This is a genomic window from Escherichia sp. MOD1-EC6021 (assembly GCF_002965245.1).
In the GTDB taxonomy this organism is placed as follows: domain Bacteria; phylum Pseudomonadota; class Gammaproteobacteria; order Enterobacterales; family Enterobacteriaceae; genus Escherichia; species Escherichia coli_F.
Window position 1 is genome coordinate 1 of the sequence record NZ_PTRU01000024.1, and the last position, 23,399, is coordinate 23,399.

At 55.6% G+C, this 23,399-nt stretch carries 25 protein-coding genes; 24 read left to right on the plus strand and 1 reads right to left on the minus strand.

Annotated features, from left to right (window positions below):
- Window positions 1-396 precede the first annotated feature (396 nt).
- Window positions 397-723: a TonB family protein gene (locus BEB54_RS21380; RefSeq protein ID WP_000828068.1), complete on the plus strand. Its 327-nt coding sequence runs from the start codon at window positions 397-399 to the stop codon at window positions 721-723.
- Window positions 724-854: 131 nt separating this feature from the next.
- Here BEB54_RS21380 and BEB54_RS21385 read toward each other — a convergent pair whose 3' ends face one another.
- The gene (locus BEB54_RS21385; protein ID WP_024258772.1) at window positions 855-1,055 is read right to left on the minus strand and encodes a YlcI/YnfO family protein; all 201 of its coding nucleotides are present in this window, start codon (window positions 1,053-1,055) and stop codon (window positions 855-857) included.
- 401 nt (window positions 1,056-1,456) lie between these two features.
- On the opposite strand from BEB54_RS21385, the gene BEB54_RS21390 reads away from it, so the two are divergent.
- From BEB54_RS21390 to BEB54_RS21500, 23 genes are all read left to right on the plus strand, one after another.
- Entirely contained in the window at window positions 1,457-1,966 is a 510-nt protein-coding gene (locus tag BEB54_RS21390; protein WP_000235436.1) for a terminase small subunit, read from the plus strand.
- Window positions 1,938-3,866: a phage terminase large subunit family protein gene (locus BEB54_RS21395; protein WP_032285152.1), complete on the plus strand. Its 1,929-nt coding sequence runs from the start codon at window positions 1,938-1,940 to the stop codon at window positions 3,864-3,866. Before BEB54_RS21390 ends, BEB54_RS21395 begins: the two co-directional genes overlap by 29 nt.
- A complete protein-coding gene (locus tag BEB54_RS21400) occupies window positions 3,850-4,056 on the plus strand; it encodes a phage head-tail joining protein (protein ID WP_000259002.1) in 207 nt (68 codons plus the stop codon). The genes BEB54_RS21395 and BEB54_RS21400 overlap by 17 nt, the downstream gene beginning before the upstream one ends.
- Window positions 4,053-5,645 carry a phage portal protein gene (locus tag BEB54_RS21405; protein WP_032285154.1) on the plus strand — a complete coding sequence of 531 codons (1,593 nt, stop codon included), beginning with the start codon at window positions 4,053-4,055 and terminating at the stop codon, window positions 5,643-5,645. The genes BEB54_RS21400 and BEB54_RS21405 overlap by 4 nt, the downstream gene beginning before the upstream one ends.
- Window positions 5,635-7,140 (plus strand): S49 family peptidase, encoded by a 1,506-nt coding sequence (locus BEB54_RS21410; RefSeq protein ID WP_097516823.1) that lies wholly within the window; start codon window positions 5,635-5,637, stop codon window positions 7,138-7,140. The genes BEB54_RS21405 and BEB54_RS21410 overlap by 11 nt, the downstream gene beginning before the upstream one ends.
- Before the next feature lie 36 nt (window positions 7,141-7,176).
- The gene (locus BEB54_RS21415; protein WP_000256823.1) at window positions 7,177-7,524 is read left to right on the plus strand and encodes a head decoration protein; all 348 of its coding nucleotides are present in this window, start codon (window positions 7,177-7,179) and stop codon (window positions 7,522-7,524) included.
- A gap of 57 nt (window positions 7,525-7,581) precedes the next feature.
- On the plus strand, window positions 7,582-8,610 hold the full coding sequence (locus BEB54_RS21420; protein WP_000522596.1) for a major capsid protein: 1,029 nt from the start codon (window positions 7,582-7,584) through the stop codon (window positions 8,608-8,610).
- Window positions 8,611-8,661: 51 nt separating this feature from the next.
- Window positions 8,662-9,030 (plus strand): DNA-packaging protein FI, encoded by a 369-nt coding sequence (gene gpFI / locus BEB54_RS21425; protein WP_000201509.1) that lies wholly within the window; start codon window positions 8,662-8,664, stop codon window positions 9,028-9,030.
- Window positions 9,023-9,376 (plus strand): head-tail joining protein, encoded by a 354-nt coding sequence (locus tag BEB54_RS21430; protein WP_001204198.1) that lies wholly within the window; start codon window positions 9,023-9,025, stop codon window positions 9,374-9,376. Before gpFI ends, BEB54_RS21430 begins: the two co-directional genes overlap by 8 nt.
- A gap of 14 nt (window positions 9,377-9,390) precedes the next feature.
- Entirely contained in the window at window positions 9,391-9,966 is a 576-nt protein-coding gene (locus BEB54_RS21435) for a phage tail protein (RefSeq protein ID WP_062878229.1), read from the plus strand.
- Entirely contained in the window at window positions 9,963-10,358 is a 396-nt protein-coding gene (locus tag BEB54_RS21440) for a phage minor tail U family protein (protein WP_000683079.1), read from the plus strand. The genes BEB54_RS21435 and BEB54_RS21440 overlap by 4 nt, the downstream gene beginning before the upstream one ends.
- A gap of 7 nt (window positions 10,359-10,365) precedes the next feature.
- Window positions 10,366-11,118 carry a phage tail protein gene (locus tag BEB54_RS21445; RefSeq protein ID WP_000235046.1) on the plus strand — a complete coding sequence of 251 codons (753 nt, stop codon included), beginning with the start codon at window positions 10,366-10,368 and terminating at the stop codon, window positions 11,116-11,118.
- A gap of 13 nt (window positions 11,119-11,131) precedes the next feature.
- The gene (gene gpG, locus BEB54_RS21450; protein ID WP_105282271.1) at window positions 11,132-11,563 is read left to right on the plus strand and encodes a phage tail assembly chaperone G; all 432 of its coding nucleotides are present in this window, start codon (window positions 11,132-11,134) and stop codon (window positions 11,561-11,563) included.
- Between the two features lie 26 nt (window positions 11,564-11,589).
- The gene (locus BEB54_RS21455; protein ID WP_000533402.1) at window positions 11,590-12,003 is read left to right on the plus strand and encodes a phage tail assembly protein T; all 414 of its coding nucleotides are present in this window, start codon (window positions 11,590-11,592) and stop codon (window positions 12,001-12,003) included.
- Window positions 11,984-14,557 (plus strand): phage tail tape measure protein, encoded by a 2,574-nt coding sequence (locus tag BEB54_RS21460; protein ID WP_097516822.1) that lies wholly within the window; start codon window positions 11,984-11,986, stop codon window positions 14,555-14,557. The genes BEB54_RS21455 and BEB54_RS21460 overlap by 20 nt, the downstream gene beginning before the upstream one ends.
- Window positions 14,554-14,883, plus strand: a complete 330-nt coding sequence (locus BEB54_RS21465; protein ID WP_000847298.1) for a phage tail protein — start codon at window positions 14,554-14,556, stop codon at window positions 14,881-14,883. The genes BEB54_RS21460 and BEB54_RS21465 overlap by 4 nt, the downstream gene beginning before the upstream one ends.
- Window positions 14,883-15,581 (plus strand): phage minor tail protein L, encoded by a 699-nt coding sequence (locus BEB54_RS21470; protein WP_063104030.1) that lies wholly within the window; start codon window positions 14,883-14,885, stop codon window positions 15,579-15,581. The genes BEB54_RS21465 and BEB54_RS21470 overlap by 1 nt, the downstream gene beginning before the upstream one ends.
- 10 nt (window positions 15,582-15,591) lie before the next feature.
- Window positions 15,592-16,335: a C40 family peptidase gene (locus BEB54_RS21475; RefSeq protein ID WP_001405642.1), complete on the plus strand. Its 744-nt coding sequence runs from the start codon at window positions 15,592-15,594 to the stop codon at window positions 16,333-16,335.
- On the plus strand, window positions 16,332-16,913 hold the full coding sequence (locus BEB54_RS21480; protein ID WP_236943377.1) for a tail assembly protein: 582 nt from the start codon (window positions 16,332-16,334) through the stop codon (window positions 16,911-16,913). The genes BEB54_RS21475 and BEB54_RS21480 overlap by 4 nt, the downstream gene beginning before the upstream one ends.
- A gap of 240 nt (window positions 16,914-17,153) precedes the next feature.
- Entirely contained in the window at window positions 17,154-20,840 is a 3,687-nt protein-coding gene (gpJ, locus tag BEB54_RS21485; RefSeq protein ID WP_063104075.1) for a phage attachment tail tip protein J, read from the plus strand.
- A 198-nt stretch (window positions 20,841-21,038) separates the two neighbouring features.
- Entirely contained in the window at window positions 21,039-21,179 is a 141-nt protein-coding gene (locus BEB54_RS21490) for a Hok/Gef family protein (RefSeq protein ID WP_062878246.1), read from the plus strand.
- 143 nt (window positions 21,180-21,322) lie between these two features.
- A complete protein-coding gene (locus BEB54_RS21495; protein ID WP_050939614.1) occupies window positions 21,323-22,591 on the plus strand; it encodes a prophage tail fiber N-terminal domain-containing protein in 1,269 nt (422 codons plus the stop codon).
- A gap of 68 nt (window positions 22,592-22,659) precedes the next feature.
- On the plus strand, window positions 22,660-23,331 hold the full coding sequence (locus BEB54_RS21500) for a DUF4376 domain-containing protein (RefSeq protein WP_063104076.1): 672 nt from the start codon (window positions 22,660-22,662) through the stop codon (window positions 23,329-23,331).
- Window positions 23,332-23,399 lie beyond the last annotated feature (68 nt).

Consider the following 23,399-nt stretch of genomic DNA (forward strand, 5'->3'; position numbering starts at 1 on the left):
ATTCAGCGATCTGTTCAAATGTTATTACCCGATCTCGATGGAAGTTATTGAGTGATCTCCTTTCATGAAAATACGCATTGTCGCCGTATCCCCGCATTAACAGAGACCGCAGCCCGACCGGGAGACTCCTCTGCGCGAGTGTGCGGGGATAATCAAAAACGATACACACCGGGGTTTACCGCGTTAACGGAGCGCGGCGTTGTCCCCTCATGGTCGCTGGTCCGGTGCGATGGTGGAAGAAACCGGACGATGTGTTACCTCGCAAGCTCTGTTATGTCATGTGTCTGATTTGTGATTTAAGTCGGATAATTGTCGTTGCCATTAAGCAGAGGATTGATGACCTACAGGGTGGCATTGTTAGAATAAGACTTATTCTTATCTGTGCCGGGAATGAAAATGAAAAGAAACCTTCCGTTAATTATTTTGTTGTCTTCTCTGGTTATGGGCTGTACGCAACATAAAACAGATATGCCCCGACAGTTGGTTAAGGCATTACCACAATATCCGGCCTATGCAGCGGCAAATTATATAAAGGGACGGGTTGATGTGAAGTTTGATATTGGTGCTGATGGTACTGTCACCCGAATTGAGTTTATCCGTTCAGAGCCGCACCATTTGTTTGATGAGCAGGTTGTAAAGGCGATGGCAAAATGGCGATTTGAGAAGGACAGGCCGTGTAAAGGCGTGAAGAAAACGTTTATCTTTAGTCCTTCTGCACCCTGATTATTTCATCAGAAATTAATTATCACTCTGTTGTTATTCTGTACATCCCGGCAGGGTAAGTCTTGTTCCGTCGGATATGAAGATGAAATATTGTTGGAGGACAGTGGGTACCTGCTCCTGTAACCGAACGTTCATTTCTCGTTATTTTTCATGCTGGCCGGGCGCAGATGCGTTGCATCTGTTGCCAGCCTTCTCCTGCAGGCTTCAATAACCCACGCTGAAAAGTTTCCTGAACCTTTCAGATCAAGAGCGATGTTAATTTGTTCAATCATCTGGTTTGGAAATCGGATGTTGCGGGTTGTTGTTCTGCGGGTTCTGTTCTTTGATGACATAATGTTTCCCCATATTCAGTGTTGCTGATTTGTATTATCTGAAGTTGCTTTTACGTTAATTTGATGCAGATCAATCAATACGATACCTGCGTCATAATTGATTATTTCTCGTGGTTTGATGGCGTACACACATGTTGTGATAAACCTTATATAGATGATAATCATTATCATTTCGTGGGTCCTTTCCGGCGATCCGGGCCGTTACGGGGCGGCGACCTCGCGCGTTTTCGCTATTTATGAAAATTTTCCGGGATCCATGTCCGGTTTCTCTTCAAGTTAACTATATGAAAAATATAAAAACAGGTCTTCTGTGAACCGGACATGAACAAAAAACAGACATGTAAACCGGACATGGCCGGTTTTGTTGTGATTGTGAGGTGAGAGTTTTTGCGAGGTGAGGAGTGGCTACGCAGACTGAAGTTGCCAGGCATTTAAGTCTGACCGATCGCCAGCTTCGCAGATTGCAGAAATTGCCGGGTGCCCCGATATCGAATAAGCGAGGGCAACTGGATCTGGATGCCTGGCGCGATTTTTACATATCGTATCTGAGAAGAAGTAAAAACGATGTGCCTGATGGCGATAGCGAAGACGACTATGAGGAGAAATTGCTTATTGCCAGATGGGAACTGACAGCAGAACAAGCTGTTACACAGCAGTTAAAAAATGAGGTGTCAAAAGGAAAACTTATTGACACCGGGTTCTGTATTTTTGCCCTCAGCAAGCTGGCAATGGCGTTATCCAGTACGCTTGATTCCATCCCTTTATCCATGCAACGACAGTTTCCTGATTTAACACCGCGCCATCTTGACCATCTGAAAACCCTTATTGCGAAGGGGGCAAATCAGTGTGCGCGGGCAGGGGATAAATTACCGGATTTACTCGATGAATATATCAGAGCAACAACTGAATAATATGATGAGTGCTGTCACAACAGCATTACAGCCCCTGATAAGGGCATTGCCGGTGACGCCAGTTGAATGGGCTGATCAAAATTATTATCTGCCTAAAGAATCCTCATACGGTGACGGAGAATGGAAAACGCTGCCGTTCCAGGTCGCCATTATGAACTGTATGGGTAACGACCAGGTTCGCACGGTTAACCTGATTAAATCTGCCCGTGTTGGCTATACAAAGATGTTGCTGGGGGTGGTCGGGTATTTTATTGAGCATAAATCACGAAACAGTCTGCTTTTTCAGCCCACGGATTCTGCCGCTGAAGATTTTATGAAGTCTCACGTGGAGGCGACGATTCGGGATGTGCCATGCCTGAAAGACCTTTCCCCATGGCTGGGTCGTAAACATCGTGATAATACCCTCACGCTGAAACGTTTTTCATCGGGCGTGGGTTTCTGGTGCCTGGGCGGGGCTGCCGCTAAAAACTACCGTGAAAAATCCGTGGACGTGGTCTGCTATGACGAACTTTCCTCGTTCGAACCGGATGTCGAAAAAGAGGGTTCGCCAACCCTGCTTGGGGATAAACGTATTGAGGGCTCTGTATGGCCCAAATCCATTCGCGGCTCGACGCCTAAAATCAAAGGCACCTGCCAGATCGAAAAAGCGGCCAACGAGTCGGCGCATTTCATGCGTTTTTATGTGCCCTGCCCACACTGTGGGGAGGCGCAGTATCTGAAATTTGGCGATGAATCCACGCCTTTTGGCCTTAAATGGGAGAAGGACAGCCCCGAAAGCGTTTTCTACCTCTGTGAACATCATGGCTGCGTGATCCATCAGTCTGAGCTTGACCAGAGCAACGGGCGGTGGATCTGTGAAAACACGGGGATGGGGACCCGTGACGGTCTGACGTTTTTCAGCGCCGCGGATAATGAAATTCCGCCGCCGCGATCCATCACGTTCCATATCTGGACGGCGTACAGTCCGTTCACCACCTGGGTACAGATAGTCTATGACTGGCTGGATGCACTGAAAGATCCCAACGGCCTGAAAACCTTTGTGAACACCACGCTGGGCGAGACCTGGGAAGAGGCCGTGGGCGAAAAACTCGATCACCAGGTACTGATGGATAAGGTCGTGCATTACACGGCGGCGGTGCCAGCCCGGGTGGTTTATCTGACGGCGGGCATTGACTCGCAGCGAAACCGTTTTGAGATGTATGTCTGGGGATGGGCTCCGGGAGAGGAAGCCTTTCTGGTGGATAAAATCATCATTATGGGACGTCCTGATGAGGAAGAGACGCTGTTACGTGTGGATGCGGCGATCAACAAAAAATACCGCCATGCGGATGGCACCGAAATGACCATTTCCCGTGTCTGCTGGGACACCGGGGGGATCGATGGCGAAATCGTTTATCAGAGGTCAAAAAAACACGGTGTTTTCCGGGTACTGCCGGTAAAAGGCGCATCTGTCTATGGCAAGCCGGTGATCACCATGCCAAAAAACCGCAATCAGCGGGGCGTTTATCTGTGTGAAGTGGGGACGGACACCGCAAAAGAAATTCTCTATGCCCGTATGAAAGCCGAGCCCACGCCTGCGGATGAAGCCACGTCGTATGCCATCCGTTTTCCTGATGATCCGGAGATTTTTTCGCAGACAGAGGCGCAGCAACTGGTCGCGGAAGAGCTTGTGGAGAAGTGGGAAAAAGGAAAGATGCGTCTGCTGTGGGATAACAAAAAGCGGCGTAACGAAGCGCTGGACTGCCTGGTGTATGCCTACGCGGCATTACGTGTGTCCGTGCAACGCTGGCAGCTTGATCTGGCTGTACTGGCAAAATCCCGGGAAGAAGAGACGACCCGGCCAACCCTTAAAGAACTGGCAGCGAAGCTGTCCGGAGGAGTGAATGGTTACAGTCGCTGAACTGCAGGCGCTGCGTCAGGCGCGCCTTGATTTATTAACCGGTAAACGGGTGGTGTCTGTCCAGAAAGATGGTCGCAGAATTGAATATACGGCGGCCTCTCTGGATGAGCTTAACCGGGCGATCAATGATGCTGAGTCGGTACTGGGGACAACCCGCCGTCGCCGTCGTCCACTGGGAGTGAGGTTATGAAACGAACGCCTGTCCTGATTGATGTGAACGGCGTTCCGCTTCGGGAGAGCCTCAGCTACAACGGGGGCGGCGCAGGATTTGGCGGGCAAATGGCGGAGTGGTTGCCACCCTCGCAGAGTGCCGATGCGGCCCTGCTGCCTGCGTTGCGTCTGGGGAATGCCCGGGCAGATGATCTGGTGCGCAATAACGGAATAGCGGCTAATGCGGTGGCCCTGCATAAGGATCATATTGTCGGGCATATGTTTCTGATCAGCTACCGTCCGAACTGGCGCTGGCTGGGGATGCGGGAGACTGCGGCAAAAAGTTTTGTCGATGAGGTGGAGGCGGCCTGGTCAGAATACGCAGAAGGGATGTTTGGTGAGATCGACGTGGAAGGGAAACGCACGTTTACGGAATTTATCCGTGAAGGTGTGGGCGTTCATGCGTTTAACGGCGAAATCTTTGTGCAGCCGGTCTGGGATACGGAGAGCACGCAACTGTTTCGTACGCGTTTTAAAGCCGTGAGTCCGAAACGGGTGGACACGCCAGGACACGGTATCGGGAACCGTTTTCTGCGGGCCGGGGTGGAGGTCGATCGATATGGGCGTGCCGTTGCGTACCATATCTGTGAGGATGATTTTCCTCGCTCCGGGAGTGGACGATGGGAACGGATCCCGCGTGAACTTCCCACCGGGCGTCCGGCCATGCTGCATATTTTCGAGCCGGTGGAGGACGGGCAGACCCGTGGGGCCAATCAGTTTTACAGCGTCATGGAACGGCTGAAGATGCTCGATTCCCTGCAGGCAACACAGCTTCAGTCGGCCATTGTCAAGGCCATGTATGCAGCGACAATTGAAAGTGAACTGGATACCGAAAAGGCCTTTGAATATATCGCCGGTGCGCCGCAGGGGCAGAAGGATAATCCGCTTATTAATATTCTGGAGAAGTTCTCCAGCTGGTATGACACGAATCACGTGACGCTGGGCGGTGTCAAAATTCCGCACCTTTTCCCTGGTGATGATCTGAAACTGCAGACAGCGCAGGATTCAGACAATGGATTTTCGGCGCTTGAACAGGCGCTGCTGCGGTATATCGCCGCCGGTCTTGGCGTTTCCTACGAACAGTTGTCCCGTGATTACTCGAAGGTCAGTTACTCAAGTGCCCGCGCCTCCGCCAATGAGTCGTGGCGCTATTTTATGGGGCGGCGAAAATTTATTGCGGCCCGACTGGCCACGCAGATATTTTCCTGCTGGCTGGAAGAGGCACTTCTTCGGGGGATTATTCGTCCGCCACGGGCACGTTTTGATTTTTATCAGGCGCGATCAGCCTGGTCACGGGCAGAGTGGATTGGTGCCGGAAGAATGGCCATTGACGGGCTCAAGGAAGTCCAGGAATCAGTGATGCGCATTGAGGCCGGACTGAGCACGTATGAGAAAGAGCTGGCGCTGATGGGCGAGGATTATCAGGACATTTTCCGCCAGCAGGTCAGGGAATCTGCAGAGCGGGAAAAAGCCGGACTCTCACGCCCGGTGTGGATAGCGCAGGCGTATCAGCATCAGATAGCGGAGAGTCGCAGGCCGGAAGAGGAGACAACACCACGTGAGACGTAATCTTTCACACATTATTGCCGCAGCATTCAATGAACCGCTGCTTCTGGAGCCCGCCTATGCGCGGGTTTTCTTTTGCGCGCTCGGGCGCGAGATGAGGGCAGCAAGTCTTTCGGTACCACAACAGCAGGTACAGCTTGATGCTCCCGGAATGCTGGCTGAAACGGATGAGTACATGGCCGGAGGTAAACGACCGGCCCGTGTTTACCGGGTGGTGAACGGTATTGCTGTACTGCCGGTGACCGGCACGCTGGTGCACCGGCTGGGTGGTATGCGGCCATTTTCCGGAATGACAGGCTATGACGGTATTGTCGCCTGTCTTCAGCAGGCAATGGCGGATAGCCAGGTGCAGGGCGTACTGCTGGACATTGACAGTCCGGGCGGGCAGGCCGCCGGCGCGTTTGACTGCGCTGACATGATTTACCGCCTCCGTCAGCAGAAGCCGGTCTGGGCACTGTGCAATGACACGGCCTGTTCTGCAGCCATGCTGCTGGCGTCGGCCTGCTCCCGACGGCTGGTTACCCAGACATCCCGTATCGGCTCCATTGGCGTGATGATGAGCCATGTCAGCTATGCCGGTCATCTGGCGCAGGCCGGTGTGGATATCACGCTGATTTATGCCGGGGCGCACAAGGTGGATGGCAATCAGTTTGAAGCGTTGCCGGCAGAGGTTCGCCAGGATATGCAGCAGCGGATTGATGCGGCGCACCGGATGTTTGCCGAAAAAGTGGCGATGTATACCGGGTTGTCTGTGGATGCGGTCACGGGAACAGAGGCCGCCGTTTTTGAAGGTCAGTCCGGCATTGAGGCCGGGCTGGCGGATGAATTAATCAATGCGTCGGATGCCATCAGTGTGATGGCCACGGCGCTGAACAGTAATGTCAGAGGAGGCACTATGCCGCAATTAACTGCAACGGAAGCCGCCGTGCAGGAGAACCAGCGAGTGATGGGGATCCTGACATGCCAGGAAGCGAAAGGACGTGAACAGCTTGCCACGATGCTGGCAGGGCAACAGGGCATGAGCGTTGAACAGGCCCGGGCGATTCTGGCCGCGGCGGCACCGCAGCAGCCGGTGGCATCCGCGCAGAGTGAAGCCGATCGCATTATGGCGTGTGAAGAAGCGAACGGTCGTGAACAACTGGCGGCAACGCTGGCGGCGATGCCGGAGATGACGGTGGAAAAAGCCCGCCCGATCCTGGCGGCTGCACCACTGGCGGATGCCGGGCCCTCACTTCGTGATCAGATCATGGCCCTGGATGAGGCAAAAGGGGCAGAAGCGCAGGCTGAAAAACTGGCGGCCTGCCCGGGAATGACCGTGGAGAACGCCCGGGCTGTGCTGGCTGCGGGATCAGGTAAGGCCGAACCGGTCTCTGCATCCACAACCGCCCTGTTTGAACATTTCATGGCGAATCATTCACCGGCAGCGGTGCGGGGTGGCGTGTCACAGACGTCAGCAGACGGTGATGCGGACGTGAAAATGCTCATGGCCATGCCATGAAGTCAGTGCTGACCATCAATATGAGGTTTTAACAAAATGGTGACGAAAACCATCACTGAACAGCGTGCGGAAGTACGTATTTTTGCTGGTAATGATCCGGCTCATACCGCCACAGGCAGCAGCGGGATTTCTTCTGCAACACCGGCTCTGACGCCCCTGATGCTGGATGAAGCCACCGGGAAACTGGTGGTCTGGGATGGACAGAAAGCCGGTAGTGCGGTTGGCATACTGGTACTGCCGCTTGAAGGCACAGAGACGGTGCTGACCTATTACAAGTCGGGGACCTTTGCGACGGAGGCAATCCGCTGGCCTGACAGTGTGGATGAACACAAAAAGGCAAATGCCTTTGCCGGCACAGCCCTGAGTCACGCGGCTCTGCCGTAACACGTTATCAGGCCACCATGGTGGCCTGACTGATTTCTGAATGAAAGGAACTGATTTATGGGATTGTTTACGACCCGCCAGTTACTCGGTTATACCGAACAAAAAGTTAAATTCCGTGCGCTATTTCTGGAGCTGTTTTTCCGCCGTACGGTGAATTTCCACACCGAAGAGGTGATGCTGGACAAAATTACCGGAAAAACGCCGGTGGCGGCCTATGTCTCCCCGATCGTTGAAGGAAAAGTGCTGCGCCATCGTGGTGGTGAAACCCGCGTGTTGCGTCCGGGCTACGTCAAGCCGAAACACGAATTTAATTACCAGCAGGCGGTTGAGCGCCTTCCCGGTGAAGATCCGGCTCAGCTGAACGACCCGGCCTACCGTCGTCTGCGTATCATCACTGATAACCTCAAACAGGAAGAGCACGCTATTGTGCAGGTGGAAGAAATGCAGGCGGTGAATGCCGTGCTGTATGGCAAATATACGATGGAAGGAGACCAGTTCGAGAAAATTGAAGTCGATTTTGGCCGATCGACGAAGAATAACATCATACAAGGTAGCGGTAAGGAGTGGTCAAAACAGGATCGTGACACGTTCGACCCGACATATGATATCGACCTTTTCTGTGATCAGGCCAGTGGTCTTGTGAATATTGCCATTATGGACGGTACCGTCTGGCGTCTGCTGAATGGCTTTAAGCTTTTCCGCGAAAAAATGGATACCCGTCGCGGTTCAAATTCACAACTCGAAACGGCAGTGAAAGATCTGGGCGCAGTGGTATCCTTCAAGGGGTATTACGGCGATCTGGCCATTGTGGTAGCGAAAACGTCTTATGTGGCAGAGGACGGTACCGAAAAACGTTATCTGCCGGAGGGCACGCTGGTGCTGGGGAATACGGCAGCAGAGGGGATTCGTTGCTATGGAGCCATTAAGGATGCACAGGCGTTGTCTGAAGGAGTGGTGGCTTCTTCCCGTTACCCGAAACACTGGCTGACCGTGGGCGATCCGTCCTGTGAATTCACCATGACGCAGTCCGCGCCGCTGATGGTGCTGCCGGATCCGGATGAGTTTGTGGTGGTACAGGTGAAATAATCCGTGAGCGGGGGCGAAATGCCCCCGTGTTTTTTTCACAGGGAGCTGGATATGGCAACAAAAGAAGAAAATCAGAAACGTCTTCGTGAACTGGCTGGTCTGCTGGGGCGCGAGGCGGATATGTCGGGGAGTGCTGCGGATATCGCACAGCGTGTGGCAGAGTGGGAAGAGGAGGTTTGCGCCTCGGAAAATGAAATCGCAGATGTTGATGATACCGTTCATGAGCAGGCATGCAGGCACACCGGTGAGGATGACGTTGGTATTCTGGAACGTATCAGGCTTCTGAAGTGTTTTTACCTGTGCGGTGTTGACGATAAAACAGGTGAGCCTGTTGAGCATGTTGATGCTGGCAGAGTAATTCTGATGCCCCCCTCAGTGGCAAAAGACATGGTTAGGAGCGGAATGGCCGTTTATGCGTGATTTTGAGAATTCCTTTGATGCTGCCCTTGCCGGGGTGGACAGAACGATTGTTGAAGTGATGGGGCTCTGTGCGCAGTTCACCTCGGGGGCACAGTGTGGCAGCGAAGTTCAGGGGGTTTTTGACGATCCGGAGTCGCTGGGGTTTGCCGGTAGCGGGGTCCGTATTGAAGGAAGCAGCCCGTCATTATTTGTGCGGACGGATACGGTTCGTGCCGTGCGGCGTGGTGACACGCTGACCATTAATGGTGAGACATTCTGGGTGGATCGTGTTTCTCCGGATGACGGGGGTAGCTGTTATCTCTGGCTCAACCGTGGGCAACCACCCGCAGTTAACCGGCGACGATAAACGCAGGGTGAATTATGGCGATAAAAGGGCTTGATCAGGCGATTGACAATCTGAGCCGGGTTCGTAAAAACGCCATTCCGGCTGCTTCTGCAATGACCATTAACCGCGTGGCCACAACGGCGATTAATCAGTCTTCGTCACAGGTTGCCCGGGAAACCAGGGTGAGACGGAAACTGGTAAAGGAACGGTCCAGACTGAAACGGGCGACGGTCAGAAATCCGAATGCCAGAATTATCGTTAACCGCGGTGATCTCCCTGTGATTAAGCTGGGGATCAGAATGCTGGGGCGTCGTCCGAACAGCATACTCAAAGCCGGTCAGCATCGTTATCAGCGGGCATTTATCCAGCGATTAAATAATGGGCGCTTGCATGTTATGCAACGTCTTCCCCAGGCCAGATATGAGGAGGGCAATGACGACAAGGGAAGGAAAAAGCGTAATCGCCTTCCCATTCAGGTGGTGAAAATCCCGATGGCGGCCCCACTGAAACAGGCATTTGATGAGAATGTTGACCGTATCCGGCGTGAACGCCTGCCTAAAGAACTGGCATACGCGCTGAAACAACAACTGAGGATTGCGATAAAACGATGAAACACACTGACATTCGTGCCGCAGTGCTGGATGCACTCGAGCAGCATGAACACGGGGCGACGCTGTTTGATGGTCGCCCCGTTGTTTTTGACGAAGAGGATTTTCCTGCGATCGCGGTTTATCTGACGGATGCAGAGTATACCGGTGAAGAGCTGGATGCAGATACCTGGCGGGCCACACTGCATATTGAGGTGTTTTTACCGGCACAGGTACCTGATTCGGAGCTCGATCAGTGGATGGAAAGCCGGATTTATCCGGCGATGACTGCGATCCCTGCACTGGCAGGACTGATTACCACGATGGTTACGCAGGGCTATGAGTATCGTCGTGATGACGATATGGCGTTATGGAGCTCTGCAGATCTGACTTATTCCATTACATACGAGATGTGAGGACGATATGGCAACACCAAATCCCCTGGAGCCAGTAAAAGGTGCCGGTACCACTCTGTGGGTTTACAACGGCAAGGGTGATGCTTATGCAAACCCGTTGTCAGACGCTGACTGGCAGCGACTGGCTAAGGTGAAGGATCTGACGCCGGGCGAGATGACGGCAGAATCCTACGATGATAACTACCTGGATGATGAAGACGCAGACTGGACCGCGACCGGGCAGGGGCAGAAATCTGCAGGTGATACCAGTTTTACGCTGGCCTGGAAACCGGGAGAGGAAGGTCAGAAAGGGCTTATAGGCTGGTTTGAAAGCGGCGATGTCCGGGCCTATAAAATCCGTTTTCCGAATGGCACGGTGGATGTGTTTCGTGGCTGGGTCAGCAGTATCGGTAAGGCCGTGACGGCGAAAGAAGTGATCACCCGCACGGTGAAAGTCACTAACGTGGGTAAACCTTCTGTAGCGGAAGAACGCAGCAAAATTACGCCGGTCAGTGCGATTAAGGTGACGCCTACATCCGGTACGGTGGCAAAAGGGAAAACAACCACCCTGACGGTTTCTTTTGAGCCGGAAAGTGCAACCGACAAGACGTTCAGAGCGGTTTCCGCCGATCCGTCGAAAGCCACCATTAGTGTGAAAGATATGACAATTACGGTAAACGGCGTGGCGACAGGTAAGGTGCAGATCCCTGTGGTGAGCGGAAATGGTCAGTTCGCCGCAGTGGCTGAAGTCACCGTTACTGAAGCGGGCGCTGCAGGGTAAACGGAGGTAATACATGTTTCTGAAAACAGAACAATTTGAATATAACGGTGTGTCTGTCACGCTTTCCGAATTGTCTGCGCTGCAGCGTATCGAGCATCTTGCCCTCCTGAAACGGCGTGCAGAACAGGCAGAATCCTGCGGCAACCTGCAGGTAAGCGTGGAAGATCTCGTCAGAACCGGCGCGTTTCTGGTGGCGATGTCCCTGTGGCATAACCATCCACAGAAAACGCAGTCACCGTCAATGAATGAGGCCGTGATGAAGATAGAGCAGGAAGTGCTCACCACCTGGCCTGCCGATGCCATTGCCCGGGCGGAAGACATGGTGTTGTGCCTGTCCGGGATGATCGAAGCTGTTCGTCCGGATACTGATATTACTGAAGTGGCGAAAAATAACACGCTGACTGATGATGATTTTTCTGCGGGAAAGTCTTCGACGGCGAGCTGAACTTTGCCCTCAGACTGGCGCGTGAGATGGGGAGACCCGACTGGCGCGCCATGCTTGCCGGGATGACATCCACCGAATATGCCGACTGGCACCGTTTTTACCGCACGCATTATTTTCAGGATACCCAGCTGGATATGCATTTTTCCGGGCTGACGTACGCTGTACTCAGCCTGTTTTTTTGCGATCCGGATATGCATCCCTCTGATTTCAGTCTGCTTGTCCCCCGGCATGAGGAAGAGCAGGTGGAGAGGCCGGATGAGGACAAAATGCTGATGCAGAAAGCGGCAGGACTTGCCGGAGGCGTCCGGTTCGGTGGGGACGGAGGGCGCGATATTTTATCGTCTGCGGATGTGGCGGATGTCATGGTGGATGATGCCGCATTAATGATGGCTTCAGCGGGGATTCCGGGAGGTGTGAGATATGTCCCAGCCGGTTGGTGATCTTGTTATTGACCTGAGTCTGGATGCTGTCCGTTTCGATGAGCAGATGAGCCGGGTAAGGCGTCATTTTTCAGGTCTGGATACCGACGCCAGAAAAACCGCCAGTGCTGTTGAACAGGGCCTGAGCCGCCAGGCGCTGGCTGCACAAAAAGCCGGGATTTCCGTCGGGCAGTATAAAGCGGCCATGCGAACCCTGCCCGCACAGTTTACGGATATCGCCACGCAGCTTGCAGGTGGTCAGAATCCCTGGCTGATCCTGCTGCAACAGGGCGGTCAGGTGAAAGACTCGTTCGGTGGTCTTATCCCGATGTTCCGGGGACTGGCGGGAGCCGTCTCGCTACCTGCCGTCGGGATCACATCACTGGTCGCCGCGACAGGTGCGCTGGCGTACGCCTGGTACCAGGGGGATTCCACGCTTTCAGCGTTTAATAAAACCCTGGTTCTTTCCGGTAATCAGTCCGGACTGACTGCCGATCGTATGCTGACTCTCTCAAGAGCCGGGCAGGCAGCAGGGCTGACGTTTAACCAGGCGAGAGAGTCACTGGCAGCCCTGGTGAATGCCGGTGTGCGTGGTGGTGAACAGTTTGATGCCATCAACCAGAGTGTCGCGCGTTTTGCGTCTGCATCCGGTGTGGAGGTGGATAAAGTCGCTGAAGCCTTCGGGAAGCTGACCACTGACCCGACGTCGGGACTGATGGCGATGGCGCGCCAGTTCCGTAACGTGACGGCAGAGCAGATTGCGTATGTTGCACAGCTGCAGCGTTCCGGAGACGAGGCCGGGGCATTGCAGGCGGCGAACGATATCGCCACGAAAGGCTTTGATGAGCAGACCCGTCGCCTGAAAGAAAACATGGGAACACTGGAGACCTGGGCGGATAAAACAGGGAAGGCATTCAAATCGATGTGGGATGCCATTCTGGATATCGGTCGTCCTGAATCCTCAGCGGATATGCTCGCCAGTGCGCAGAAGGCATTTGATGAGGCGGATAAAAAATGGCAGTGGTACCAGAGCCGGAGCCAGCGCCGGGGAAAGACCTCCTCTTTTCGTGCGAACCTTCAGGGGGCATGGGATGACCGGGAAAATGCCCGTCTGGGTCTGGCAGCGGCCACGCTGCAGTCGGATATGGAAAAAGCCGGTGAACTGGCGGCAAGGGACCGGGCTGAGCGTGAGGCGTCACAGCTGAAGTATACCGGAGAGGCACAGAAGGCGTATGAGCGCCTGCAGACGCCGCTGGATAAATATACCGCCCGTCAGAAAGAGCTGAATAAGGCCCTGAAAGACGGAAAAATCCTGCAGGCGGATTACAACACGCTGATGGCGTCGGCAAAAAAGGATTATGAATCGACGCTGAAAAAGCCGTCAGGTGTGAAGGTGTCTGCCGGTGAGCGCCAGGAAGACCGGGCGCATGCAGCCATGCTGGCGCTTGAAACCGAGCTCAGGACGCTGGAAAAACACAGCGGTGTGAATGAGAAAATCAGCCAGCAGCGCCGGGATTTATGGGAAGCGGAAAATCAGTATGTGGTCCTGAAAGAGGCCGCCACGAAACGGCAGTTATCTGAGCAGGAAAAATCCCTGCTGGCCCATGAGAAAGAAACGCTGGAGTACAAACGCCAGCTGGCTGAGCTGGGCGACAAGATTGAACACCAGAAACGGCTGAATGAGCTGGCACAGCAGGCGGCGCGGTTTGAACAGCAGCAGAGCGCGAAGCAGGCGGCAATCAGCGCAAAAGCCCGCGGACTCACCGACCGTCAGGCGCAGCGGGAGTCGGAAGAGCAGCGCCTTCGTGAGGTGTACGGTGATAATCCGGCTGCGCTGGCGAAGGCCACATCTGCACTGAAGAACACCTGGTCTGCGGAGGAGCAGCTTCGTGGAAGCTGGATGGCCGGGATGAAGTCCGGCTGGGGCGAGTGGGCGGAAAGTGCGACGGACAGTTTTTCGCAGGTTAAAAACGCGGCCACGCAGACCTTTGACGGTATTGCACAGAATATGGCAGCGATGCTGACTGGCAGCGAACAGAACTGGCGTGGTTTCACCCGTTCTGTGCTGTCCATGCTGACAGAGATTTTTCTGAAGCAGGCGATGGTGGGGATAGTCGGGAGTATCGGCAGCGCCATTGGCGGTGCTTTCGGTGGTGGTGCGTCTGCCTCCACGGGGACGGCCATTCAGGCTGCGGCGGCGAACTTCCATTTCGCGACCGGGGGATTTACGGGGACGGGGGGTAAATATGAACCTGCGGGGATTGTTCATCGCGGGGAGTTTGTCTTCACGAAGGAGGCGACCAGCCGGATTGGTGTCGGCAATCTGTACCGCCTGATGCGGGGCTATGCGGAAGGTGGTTATGTCGGCGGTGCCGGAAGTCCGGCGCAGATGCGGCGGGCGGAAGGCATTAATTTTAATCAGAACAATCACGTGGTGATTCAGAACGACGGCCCCAACGGGCGGGCAGGGCCGCAGCTGATGAAAGCGGTGTATGAGATGGCCCGCAAGGGGGCACAGGATGAACTCCGGCTGCAGTTGCGTGATGGCGGTATGTTATCAGGGAGCGGTGGATGAAAACCTTTCGCTGGAAAGTGAAGCCGGATATGGAGGTGAACTCGCAGCCATCGGTGCGTGAAGTGCGTTTTGGTGACGGGTACTCACAGCGTATGGCGGCAGGGCTGAATGCTGACCTGAAAACATACAGGGTGACGCTTTCCGTGACCCGGGAGGAGGCCCGGCATCTGGAAGCGTTCCTGGCAGAGCACGGTGGCTGGAAGGCATTTTTGTGGAAGCCACCCTATGCATACCGGCAGATAAAGGTGACCTGTGCCGGGTGGTCTGCGCGGGTCGGGATGTTGCGCGTTGAGTTCAGCGCGGAGTTTAAGCAGGTGGTGAACTGATGCAGGATATTCACGAAGAAAGCCTGAACGAGCTGGTTAAGTCAGAGCAGTCACCGCGGGTGGTGCTCTGGGAAATCGACCTGACAGTGCAGGGCGGTGAGCGGTATTTTTTCTGCAATGAGCTGAATGAAAAAGGGGAGCCGGTGACCTGGCAGGGGCGTGAATATCAGGCGTACCCGATTGAGGGGAGTGGCTTTGAGATGAACGGAAAGGGCAGCAGTGCCCGCCCGTCGCTGACAGTGTCCAATCTTTTCGGCCTTGTCACCGGGATGGCGGAGGATTTGCAGAGCCTGGTGGGTGCCACGGTGGTCCGTCGCCGGGTGTATGCGCGTTTTCTGGATGCGGTGAACTTTGTGGCAGGCAATCCGGAGGCCGACCCGGAGCAGGAGCTGACGGACCGGTGGGTGGTGGAGCAGATGTCAGCGCTGACGGCCATGACGGCCTCGTTTGTGCTGGCGACACCGACGGAGACGGACGGTGCGCTGTTTCCCGGTCGCATCATGCTGGCGAACACCTGTATGTGGGATTACCGGGGCGATGAATGCGGGTATAACGGTCCGGCAGTGGCGGATGAGTTCGACAACCCCACCACGGATATCCGGAAGGACAGATGCAGTAAATGCATGCGCGGGTGTGAGATGCGCGGCATGGTGGCTAATTTCGGCGGTTTCCTTTCCATTAATAAACTTTCGCAGTAAATCCCGGTTTATGACACAGACTGAATCAGCGATTCTGGCGCATGCCCGGCGGTGTGCGCCTGCGGAGTCGTGCGGCTTCGTGATAAGCACGCCGGAGGGGGAGTGGTATATCCCTTGTGTGAATATTTCTGCAGAGCCGGAGGCGTATTTTCGTATCGCACCGGAAGACTGGCTGCGGGCAGAGATGCAGGGGGAGATTGTGGCACTGGTCCACAGTCATCCCGGTGGGCTGCCCTGGCTGAGCGAGGCTGACCGGCGGCTGCAGATAAAAAGCGCACTGCCCTGGTGGCTGGTCTGCCGGGGTGACATTCACAAATTCCGCTGCGTGCCGCACCTGACGGGACGGCGCTTTGAGCACGGGGTGACGGACTGTTACACCCTGTTCCGGGATGCATACCATCTGGCGGGGACTGAAATGCCGGATTTTCATCGCGAGGATGACTGGTGGCGCAACGGTCAGAACCTTTACCTGGACAATATGGCGGTCACCGGCTTTTACCGGGTGCCCCTGTCCTCTGCACAGGCGGGCGATATTCTGCTGTGCTGCTTTGGTGCTTCGGTACCGAACCATGCCGCCATTTACTGCGGCAACGGTGAGCTGCTTCACCATCTGCCTGAACAACTGAGTAAACGGGAGAGGTATTCCGAAAAATGGCAACGACGAACGCATTCTGTCTGGCGTCACCGCCACTGGCACGCATCTGCCTTCACGGGGATTTGCAACGATTTGGCCGCCGCCTCAGCCTGTATGTGAACACGGCAGCGGAAGCCATTCGCGCCCTGTCGATGCAGATGCCGGGCTTTCGCTGTCAGATGAACGAAGGCTGGTACCAGATACGTATTGCCGGTGAGGATACCGCGCCGGAGGCGGTGTATGCCCGTCTTCACGAACAACTGGGTGAGGGAGCGGTCATCCACATTGTGCCGCGACTGGCCGGAGCCGGGGGAAATGGTGTTTTTCAGGTGGTGCTGGGGGCAGCAGCCATCGTGGGCTCTTTCTTCACCGCCGGTGCAACGATGGCGTTGTGGGGCGCAGCCCTGAGTGCCGGAGGGCTGACTGCCACCACGATGCTGTTCTCACTGGGTGCCAGCATGATACTGGGTGGTGTGGCCCAGATGCTGGCCCCGAAGGCAAAGACGCCGGAGTACAAAAGCACGGATAACGGTAAACAGAACACGTATTTTTCGTCACTGGACAACATGATTGCCCAGGGTAACCCGATGCCGGTGCCTTACGGTGAAATGCTGGTTGGTTCACGACGGATATCCCAGGACATCAGCACCCGTGATGAGGGCGGTGACGGGAAAGTGGTGGTTATCGGGCGGGGATGAAAATAAAAAAATCCCGCAGAGTCAGCGGAGCTGCGGGAGAGAACGATGAAGATTAACGTTATGGAGTTATTTTTCAGGCATCAAAAAAGTAACGCAGCGTCATTATTGCGGCTACAGGCAATTTGCAGAAATGTGAAGAATTTCAGAAATTTTATTCCGTCATGACACAGGCACCCTCCGGGGTGCCTGTTGTTTTTGGGCATAAACAGATTCAGACATCAGACAGGAGAGGGGGACAGAGTGGGTAAAGGGGGCGGCAAGGGGCACACACCGCGTGAGGCGAAGGACAATCTCAAGTCAACGCAGATGATGAGCGTGATTGATGCCATCGGTGAGGGACCGGTGGAAGGCCCGGTGAAGGGACTGCAGAGTATTCTGGTGAACAAAACCCCCCTGACGGACACGGACGGTAATCCCGTGATACACGGTGTGACCGCCGTCTGGCGTGCCGGGGAGCAGGAGCAGACACCGCCGGAAGGCTTTGAGTCCTCCGGGGCGGAAACCGCACTGGGTGTGGAGGTGACGAAGGCAAAGCCGGTGACGCGCACCATCACGTCAGCGAACATTGACCGTCTGCGGGTCACCTTCGGGGTGCAGTCACTGGTGGAGACCAGCTCAAAGGGTGACCGTAATCCCTCTTCTGTCCGGCTGCTGATTCAGCTTGAGCGTAACGGTAACTGGGTGACGGAGAAGGATGTCACTATTAACGGCAAGACCACCTCGCAGTACCTGACGTCGGTGATTCTGAATAATCTCCCTGAGCGCCCCTTTAACATCCGGGTGGTCAGGGTGACGGCGGACAGTACCACGGACCAGCTGCAGAACAGAACGCTGTGGTCGTCATACACCGAAATCATCGATGTGAAACAGTGCTACCCGAACACGGCCATTGTGGGGCTGCAGGTGGATGCGGAGCAGTTCGGTGGCCAGCAGATGGTGGTGAACTACCATATCCGCGGCCGCATCATTCAGGTGCCGTCAAACTATGACCCGGAAAAACGCACCTACAGCGGTATCTGGGACGGGAGTCTGAAACCGGCATACAGCAATAACCCGGCCTGGTGCCTGTGGGACATGCTGACCCACCCGCGCTACGGGATGGGAAAACGCCTGGGGGCCGCGGATGTGGACAAGTGGGCTCTGTATGCCATCGGGCAGTACTGCGACCAGACGGTTCCGGATGGTTTCGGGGGCACAGAGCCGCGGATGACCTTTAATGCGTACCTGTCACAGCAGCGTAAGGTGTGGGATGTCCTGGGGGATTTCTGCTCGGCGATGCGCTGTATGCCGGTATGGAACGGCCAGACGCTGACGTTCGTTCAGGACCGTCCGTCGGATGTGGTGTGGCCGTACACCAACAGCGATGTGGTGGTGGATGATAACGGCGTGGGGTTCCGCTACAGCTTCAGTGCCCTGAAGGACCGGCACACGGCGGTGGAGGTGAATTACACCGACCCGCAGAACGGCTGGCAGACCTCCACTGAACTGGTGGAAGACCCGGACGCCATCCTGCGCTACGGGCGCAACCTGCTGAAGATGGATGCGTTCGGCTGTACCAGCCGCGGTCAGGCCCACCGTGCCGGACTGTGGGTGATAAAGACCGAACTGCTGGAAACGCAGACGGTGGATTTCACGCTCGGGTCTCAGGGGCTGCGGCACACACCCGGTGACATCATTGAAATCTGTGATAACGACTATGCCGGGACCCTGACCGGCGGACGCATCCTGTCCATCGATGCCGCCAGCCGCACACTGACGCTGGACCGTGAGGTGACACTGCCGGAAGCAGGTACATCGACGGTGAACCTGATTAACGGCAGCGGTAAGCCGGTGCGCGTGGACATCACTGCACACCCCGCCCCTGACCGGATACAGGTCAGCGTCCTGCCTGATGGCGTGGCGACATACGGTGTGTGGGGACTCTCCCTGCCGTCACTGCGTCGTCGCCTGTTCCGCTGTGTTTCCATCCGGGAAAACACGGACGGCACCTTTGCCATCACGGCGGTGCAGCATGTGCCGGAAAAAGAAGCCATTGTGGATAACGGGGCCCGCTTTGAGCCGATGTCCGGCTCACTGAACAGCGTCATCCCGCCGGCAGTGCAGCACCTCACGGTGGAGGTGAGTGCCTCAGACGGCCAGTATCTGGCGCTGGCGAAATGGGACACGCCGCGGGTGGTGAAGGGCGTGCGCTTCAGTCTGCGCCTGACCAGTGGCAGTGGTGAGAACAGCCGCCTGGTGACCAGCGCCATCACGGCGGACACGGAGTACCGTTTCAGTGGCCTGCCGCTCGGGGAATACACCCTGACGGTCAGGGCGATAAACAGCTACGGCCAGCAGGGCGAACCTGCCACCACCACATTCCGGATTAATGCACCGGCGGCACCGGCCAGCATTGAACTGACGCCGGGCTATTTTCAGATAACGGTGGTCCCGCATCCTGCGGTGTATGACCCGACGGTACAGTATGAATTCTGGTTCTCAGAAAAACGCATCACGGACACGGCACAGGTGGAAACCTCTGCCCGTTATCTGGGTACCGGCAGCCAGTGGAGCGTCTCCGGCCCGCACATTAAGCCCGGGAAGGATTTCTGGTTTTATGTGCGCAGCGTCAACCTGGTGGGGAAATCTGCGTTTGTGGAGGCCAGCGGGCAGGCCAGCAATGATGGTGAAGGGTATCTGGAAATTTTCCGTGGGCTGATAGATGAGGCGCTGCTGGGGAAGGCACTGAAAGAGCGTATTGATGCGTCAGCCCTGCGTACTGAGGTCACGCAACTGGAAGAAGACATCCGCCAGCGACTGGAGACGGATGTTGCGGAAGTGACCCGAAAAATCGGGGAGGCGGAAAACAGCCTCACGCAGCTGGTTGCGAAAAAGAATGAGGACCAGACGCTGGCCATCGCGCAGGTGAGTCAGCAGGTGGACCGGGTGAGCAGTGAAATCACACAGACCGTCAGCCAGAGCACGGAGGAAAACGCCAGGCAGATAGCGCAGGTCCGCCAGTACGTGGATGACAAAGGGAGTGAAATCACCTCGACCACGGATAAAAAGCTGGAAGACCAGAGCGCCACCATACAGCAGATACAGCAGGTCCAGTCAGACACGAATGATGAGCTGGCAGCGCTGTACATGCTGAAGGTACAGAAAACGAAAAACGGCATTCCGTATGTTGCCGGTATTGGTGCGGGGATTGAGGATGCTGATGGCCAGACGCTGAGCAATATTCTGCTGCAGGCGGACCGTATTGCGATGATTACCCCGGAGAACGGCAACACCACGCCGCTGTTTGTGGCGCAGGGGAATCAGCTGTTTATGAACGACGTGTTCCTGAAGCGACTGTTTGCAGTGAGCATCACCTCGTCCGGCAATCCCCCGACGTTCTCCCTGACGCCGGAGGGCAGGCTGACGGCCCGCAATGCGGACATCAGCGGACATATCAGTGCGAACTCGGGCACGCTGAATAATGTCGTGATAGCGGAGAACTGCACGATAAATGGCACGCTGAAAGCGGAGAACATTATTGGTGATCTGGTGAAATGTGCCGGGGTGGCTTTTCCGGTGGATGGTAGTCACCTTGCGAACGGTACACTAACGCTGACGGTGTATGACGATCACAGCTTTGACCGGCAGATTATAATCCCGCCGATAATCTATGTCGGGTCAAAACAGGAATCCCGCACCAGTAATGACATCTGGACAGAGTGCTTCCTGCATGTTGATCAGAACGGACGCCGGATTTATTCAGGCAGGTCAGTGGCAGAGCCGGGAATTTTCAGCGGGATCATCGATATGCCAGCTGGCGGTGGTCATATCACCCTGAGTTTTACCGTGAGCTCACGGCGTCAGAATAACAGTTGGGGCAGTTCACGTATCAGTAACCTTCAGGCGATAGTGGTGAAGAAAAACAGCGCGGGGATCAGCATCCGCTGAACATCGCGCCCCGGGATTGCCGGAAGGAGACAAAAACCGTACAGTATGCGCGGGTGCCTTTGGCTGATGGCCGGAGGGAACACCTGAAGGCCTGATGTGAAAAGGCCCCGGACAAAACATTCATGTTTAACCCGAGGCCTGACCATTCATCCTAAGCAAGTGAAAGGTTAGCGCCTCTCCGTAAAAGGAGCAAGCGTTATGTCGCAAAAACCGTTAAAAACCACCGTGATTTGTATCACGGTAGTGCTCATTATCTGGATCAACCACAGTTCACTGTGCGAGTTCCGGTTCCGGATAGCGGGCGCGGAGATTGCGGCGTTCTTACAGTGTAAGCGGTAAGAAACCGTGGCGGAGGAGTGTACCTTTCCCGCCGACCGGTTGCTGAGGGTGATCAGCCGGATGGCACCTTTTTAACATCAATAAATCACAAATTTACCGCAGGCCGGGAAACCGGTCCTGCGGTTTTTTTATGGAGGAAATCCATGGCAGTCAGAATATCGGGTGTGCTGAAGGACGGGGCCGGTAAGCCGGTACCGGGATGCACGATAGAGCTGAAAGCGCGCCGCACAACGGAGACGGTGATTGTCACCACGGTGGCGTATGGTCAGCCGGGGGAAACCGGCAGTTACAGTATGGATGTTGAGCCGGGGTTGTACCGGGTGACGCTGAACACGGAAGGGTACGCGCCGTCATATGTGGGTGACATTCTGGTGAAGGCGGAGTCTGCACCGGGAACGCTGAATAAATTTCTGATGGACCTGGAGGACGCACAGTATTACCCGAAAGCCCTTGCAGAGCTGGAAGCGGTGGCCGCGGAAATCCTGAAACGTGCGGAAGCGTCAGCGGCGAGTGCAGAGGAAGCGAAGAAACGGGCAGAGAATGCGCGGGGACCGAAGGGTGATAAGGGAGACACGGGGCCACAGGGTATTCCCGGGCCAAAAGGCGATACCGGCGAGCGTGGGCCAAAGGGTGAGCGTGGTGAGGCAGGCCCACAGGGGGTACAGGGGCCACGGGGTGAAACCGGACCCGTGGGACCGCAAGGAGAGGCGGGTATTCAGGGGCCTGCTGGCCCTGCGGGCCCGCGGGGTGAAACCGGAGCCAGAGGCGAAAAAGGAGAGCCGGGAGATCCAGGAGGACCTCCGGGACCAAAAGGTGACACTGGCCCCAGAGGGGAGCCGGGGCCTCAGGGCCCGGCAGGTCCGAGGGGACCTGCCGGAGAGAGAGGGCCGCAAGGATTGCAGGGTGTGGCAGGGGAGAGAGGCGATACAGGTCCGGCTGGTCCACAGGGTATACCTGGACCTCCGGGGCCAACAGGTAGCGTCGGTCCTAAGGGGGAAAAAGGCGAGCCTGGTGATCGAGGTCCACAGGGTGCTACCGGCCCCAGAGGACCACAAGGGGAAAAAGGGGATAAAGGTGACCCCGGCCCGGCAGGCCCTGCCGGTGAGCGGGGGCCGAAAGGTGATACCGGGCCGACGGGCCCCGCAGGGAAGGATGGCGCAGATTCACAGGCGAACAGAGTGCGTATCAGCGAGAAAACAGAAGTCACCTCCAGCACAGTCGTTTTCCCCTCTTTTTATGGCGGTGCGCATGGGGAAAATGCAGCCCCTGATGGCGCTGTGATTCTGAATATCAGGACGGCTCAGGTATCACTGACGAACGGCAATTTAGGGGAAGCCTGTGTCACTGCTGTCACTTACGGCTTCCTTCAGGTTCACGATGGCAGCCAGTGGGTTACGGTGAAACATGAATAACATGATTTTCCCGGGTGCGGAAAGCTTAAACGGGTACCCCGTCCTGAATATTCGTATGAGGAGAAGAAATGAATCTTAAAAATCTGCAACGTTATACTCCTGAGAAGTCGGATGTTCCGGGGGCAATGTACCTGAAGGCAGAGGATGGCCGTGACTGGTATGAAAGCCAGTCGTCATTTAAGGCGGATACGCTGAAGCTGGTTTATGACAGCGAAGGCATAATCACGAGTATCAGTAAGGATGTGTCGATGCTGTGGCCAGTGGGACAGAGTGTGGTGGAGGTTGAGGATACAGAAGAAAACCGCAAAGCTGATATCTCCGGGCGCTGGAAGTTTGACGGGGAAAAAGTCGTTGATACTCTGACCGCGGAGAAAGCGCGCGGGATGAAGGGCGATGAAATAAACGCGTGGCGTAATGCGATGGAGGCGGCGAACTACACGTTTGACCACAATGGCCGGAAATGGGACTACGGAAAGTCAACGCAGACGCGCCTTGAGCCATCGGTGGCGGCAGCGAAAGCGGGGAAACTGCCGGAGGCGTTTTTCTGGACGGATGCGGAAAACAATGATGTACAGGTGACAGCAGAAGAGCTTATTGCGCTGAGTGAAGCGGCAGAGCAGGCGATGTTCACTAAAGGGATGGAAATCCACATTCGCCAGCGCACCATGAAGAAGGACCTGGAATCGCTGAGCAGTGCGGATGAGATCCTGGCATACAGGGTTGGCTGGGCACAGGAATAACAGACAAAAAGATGGGGGACCATCACCTCCCCCATGAACTGCGTTGATTATGTCATTATTGTGAAGGT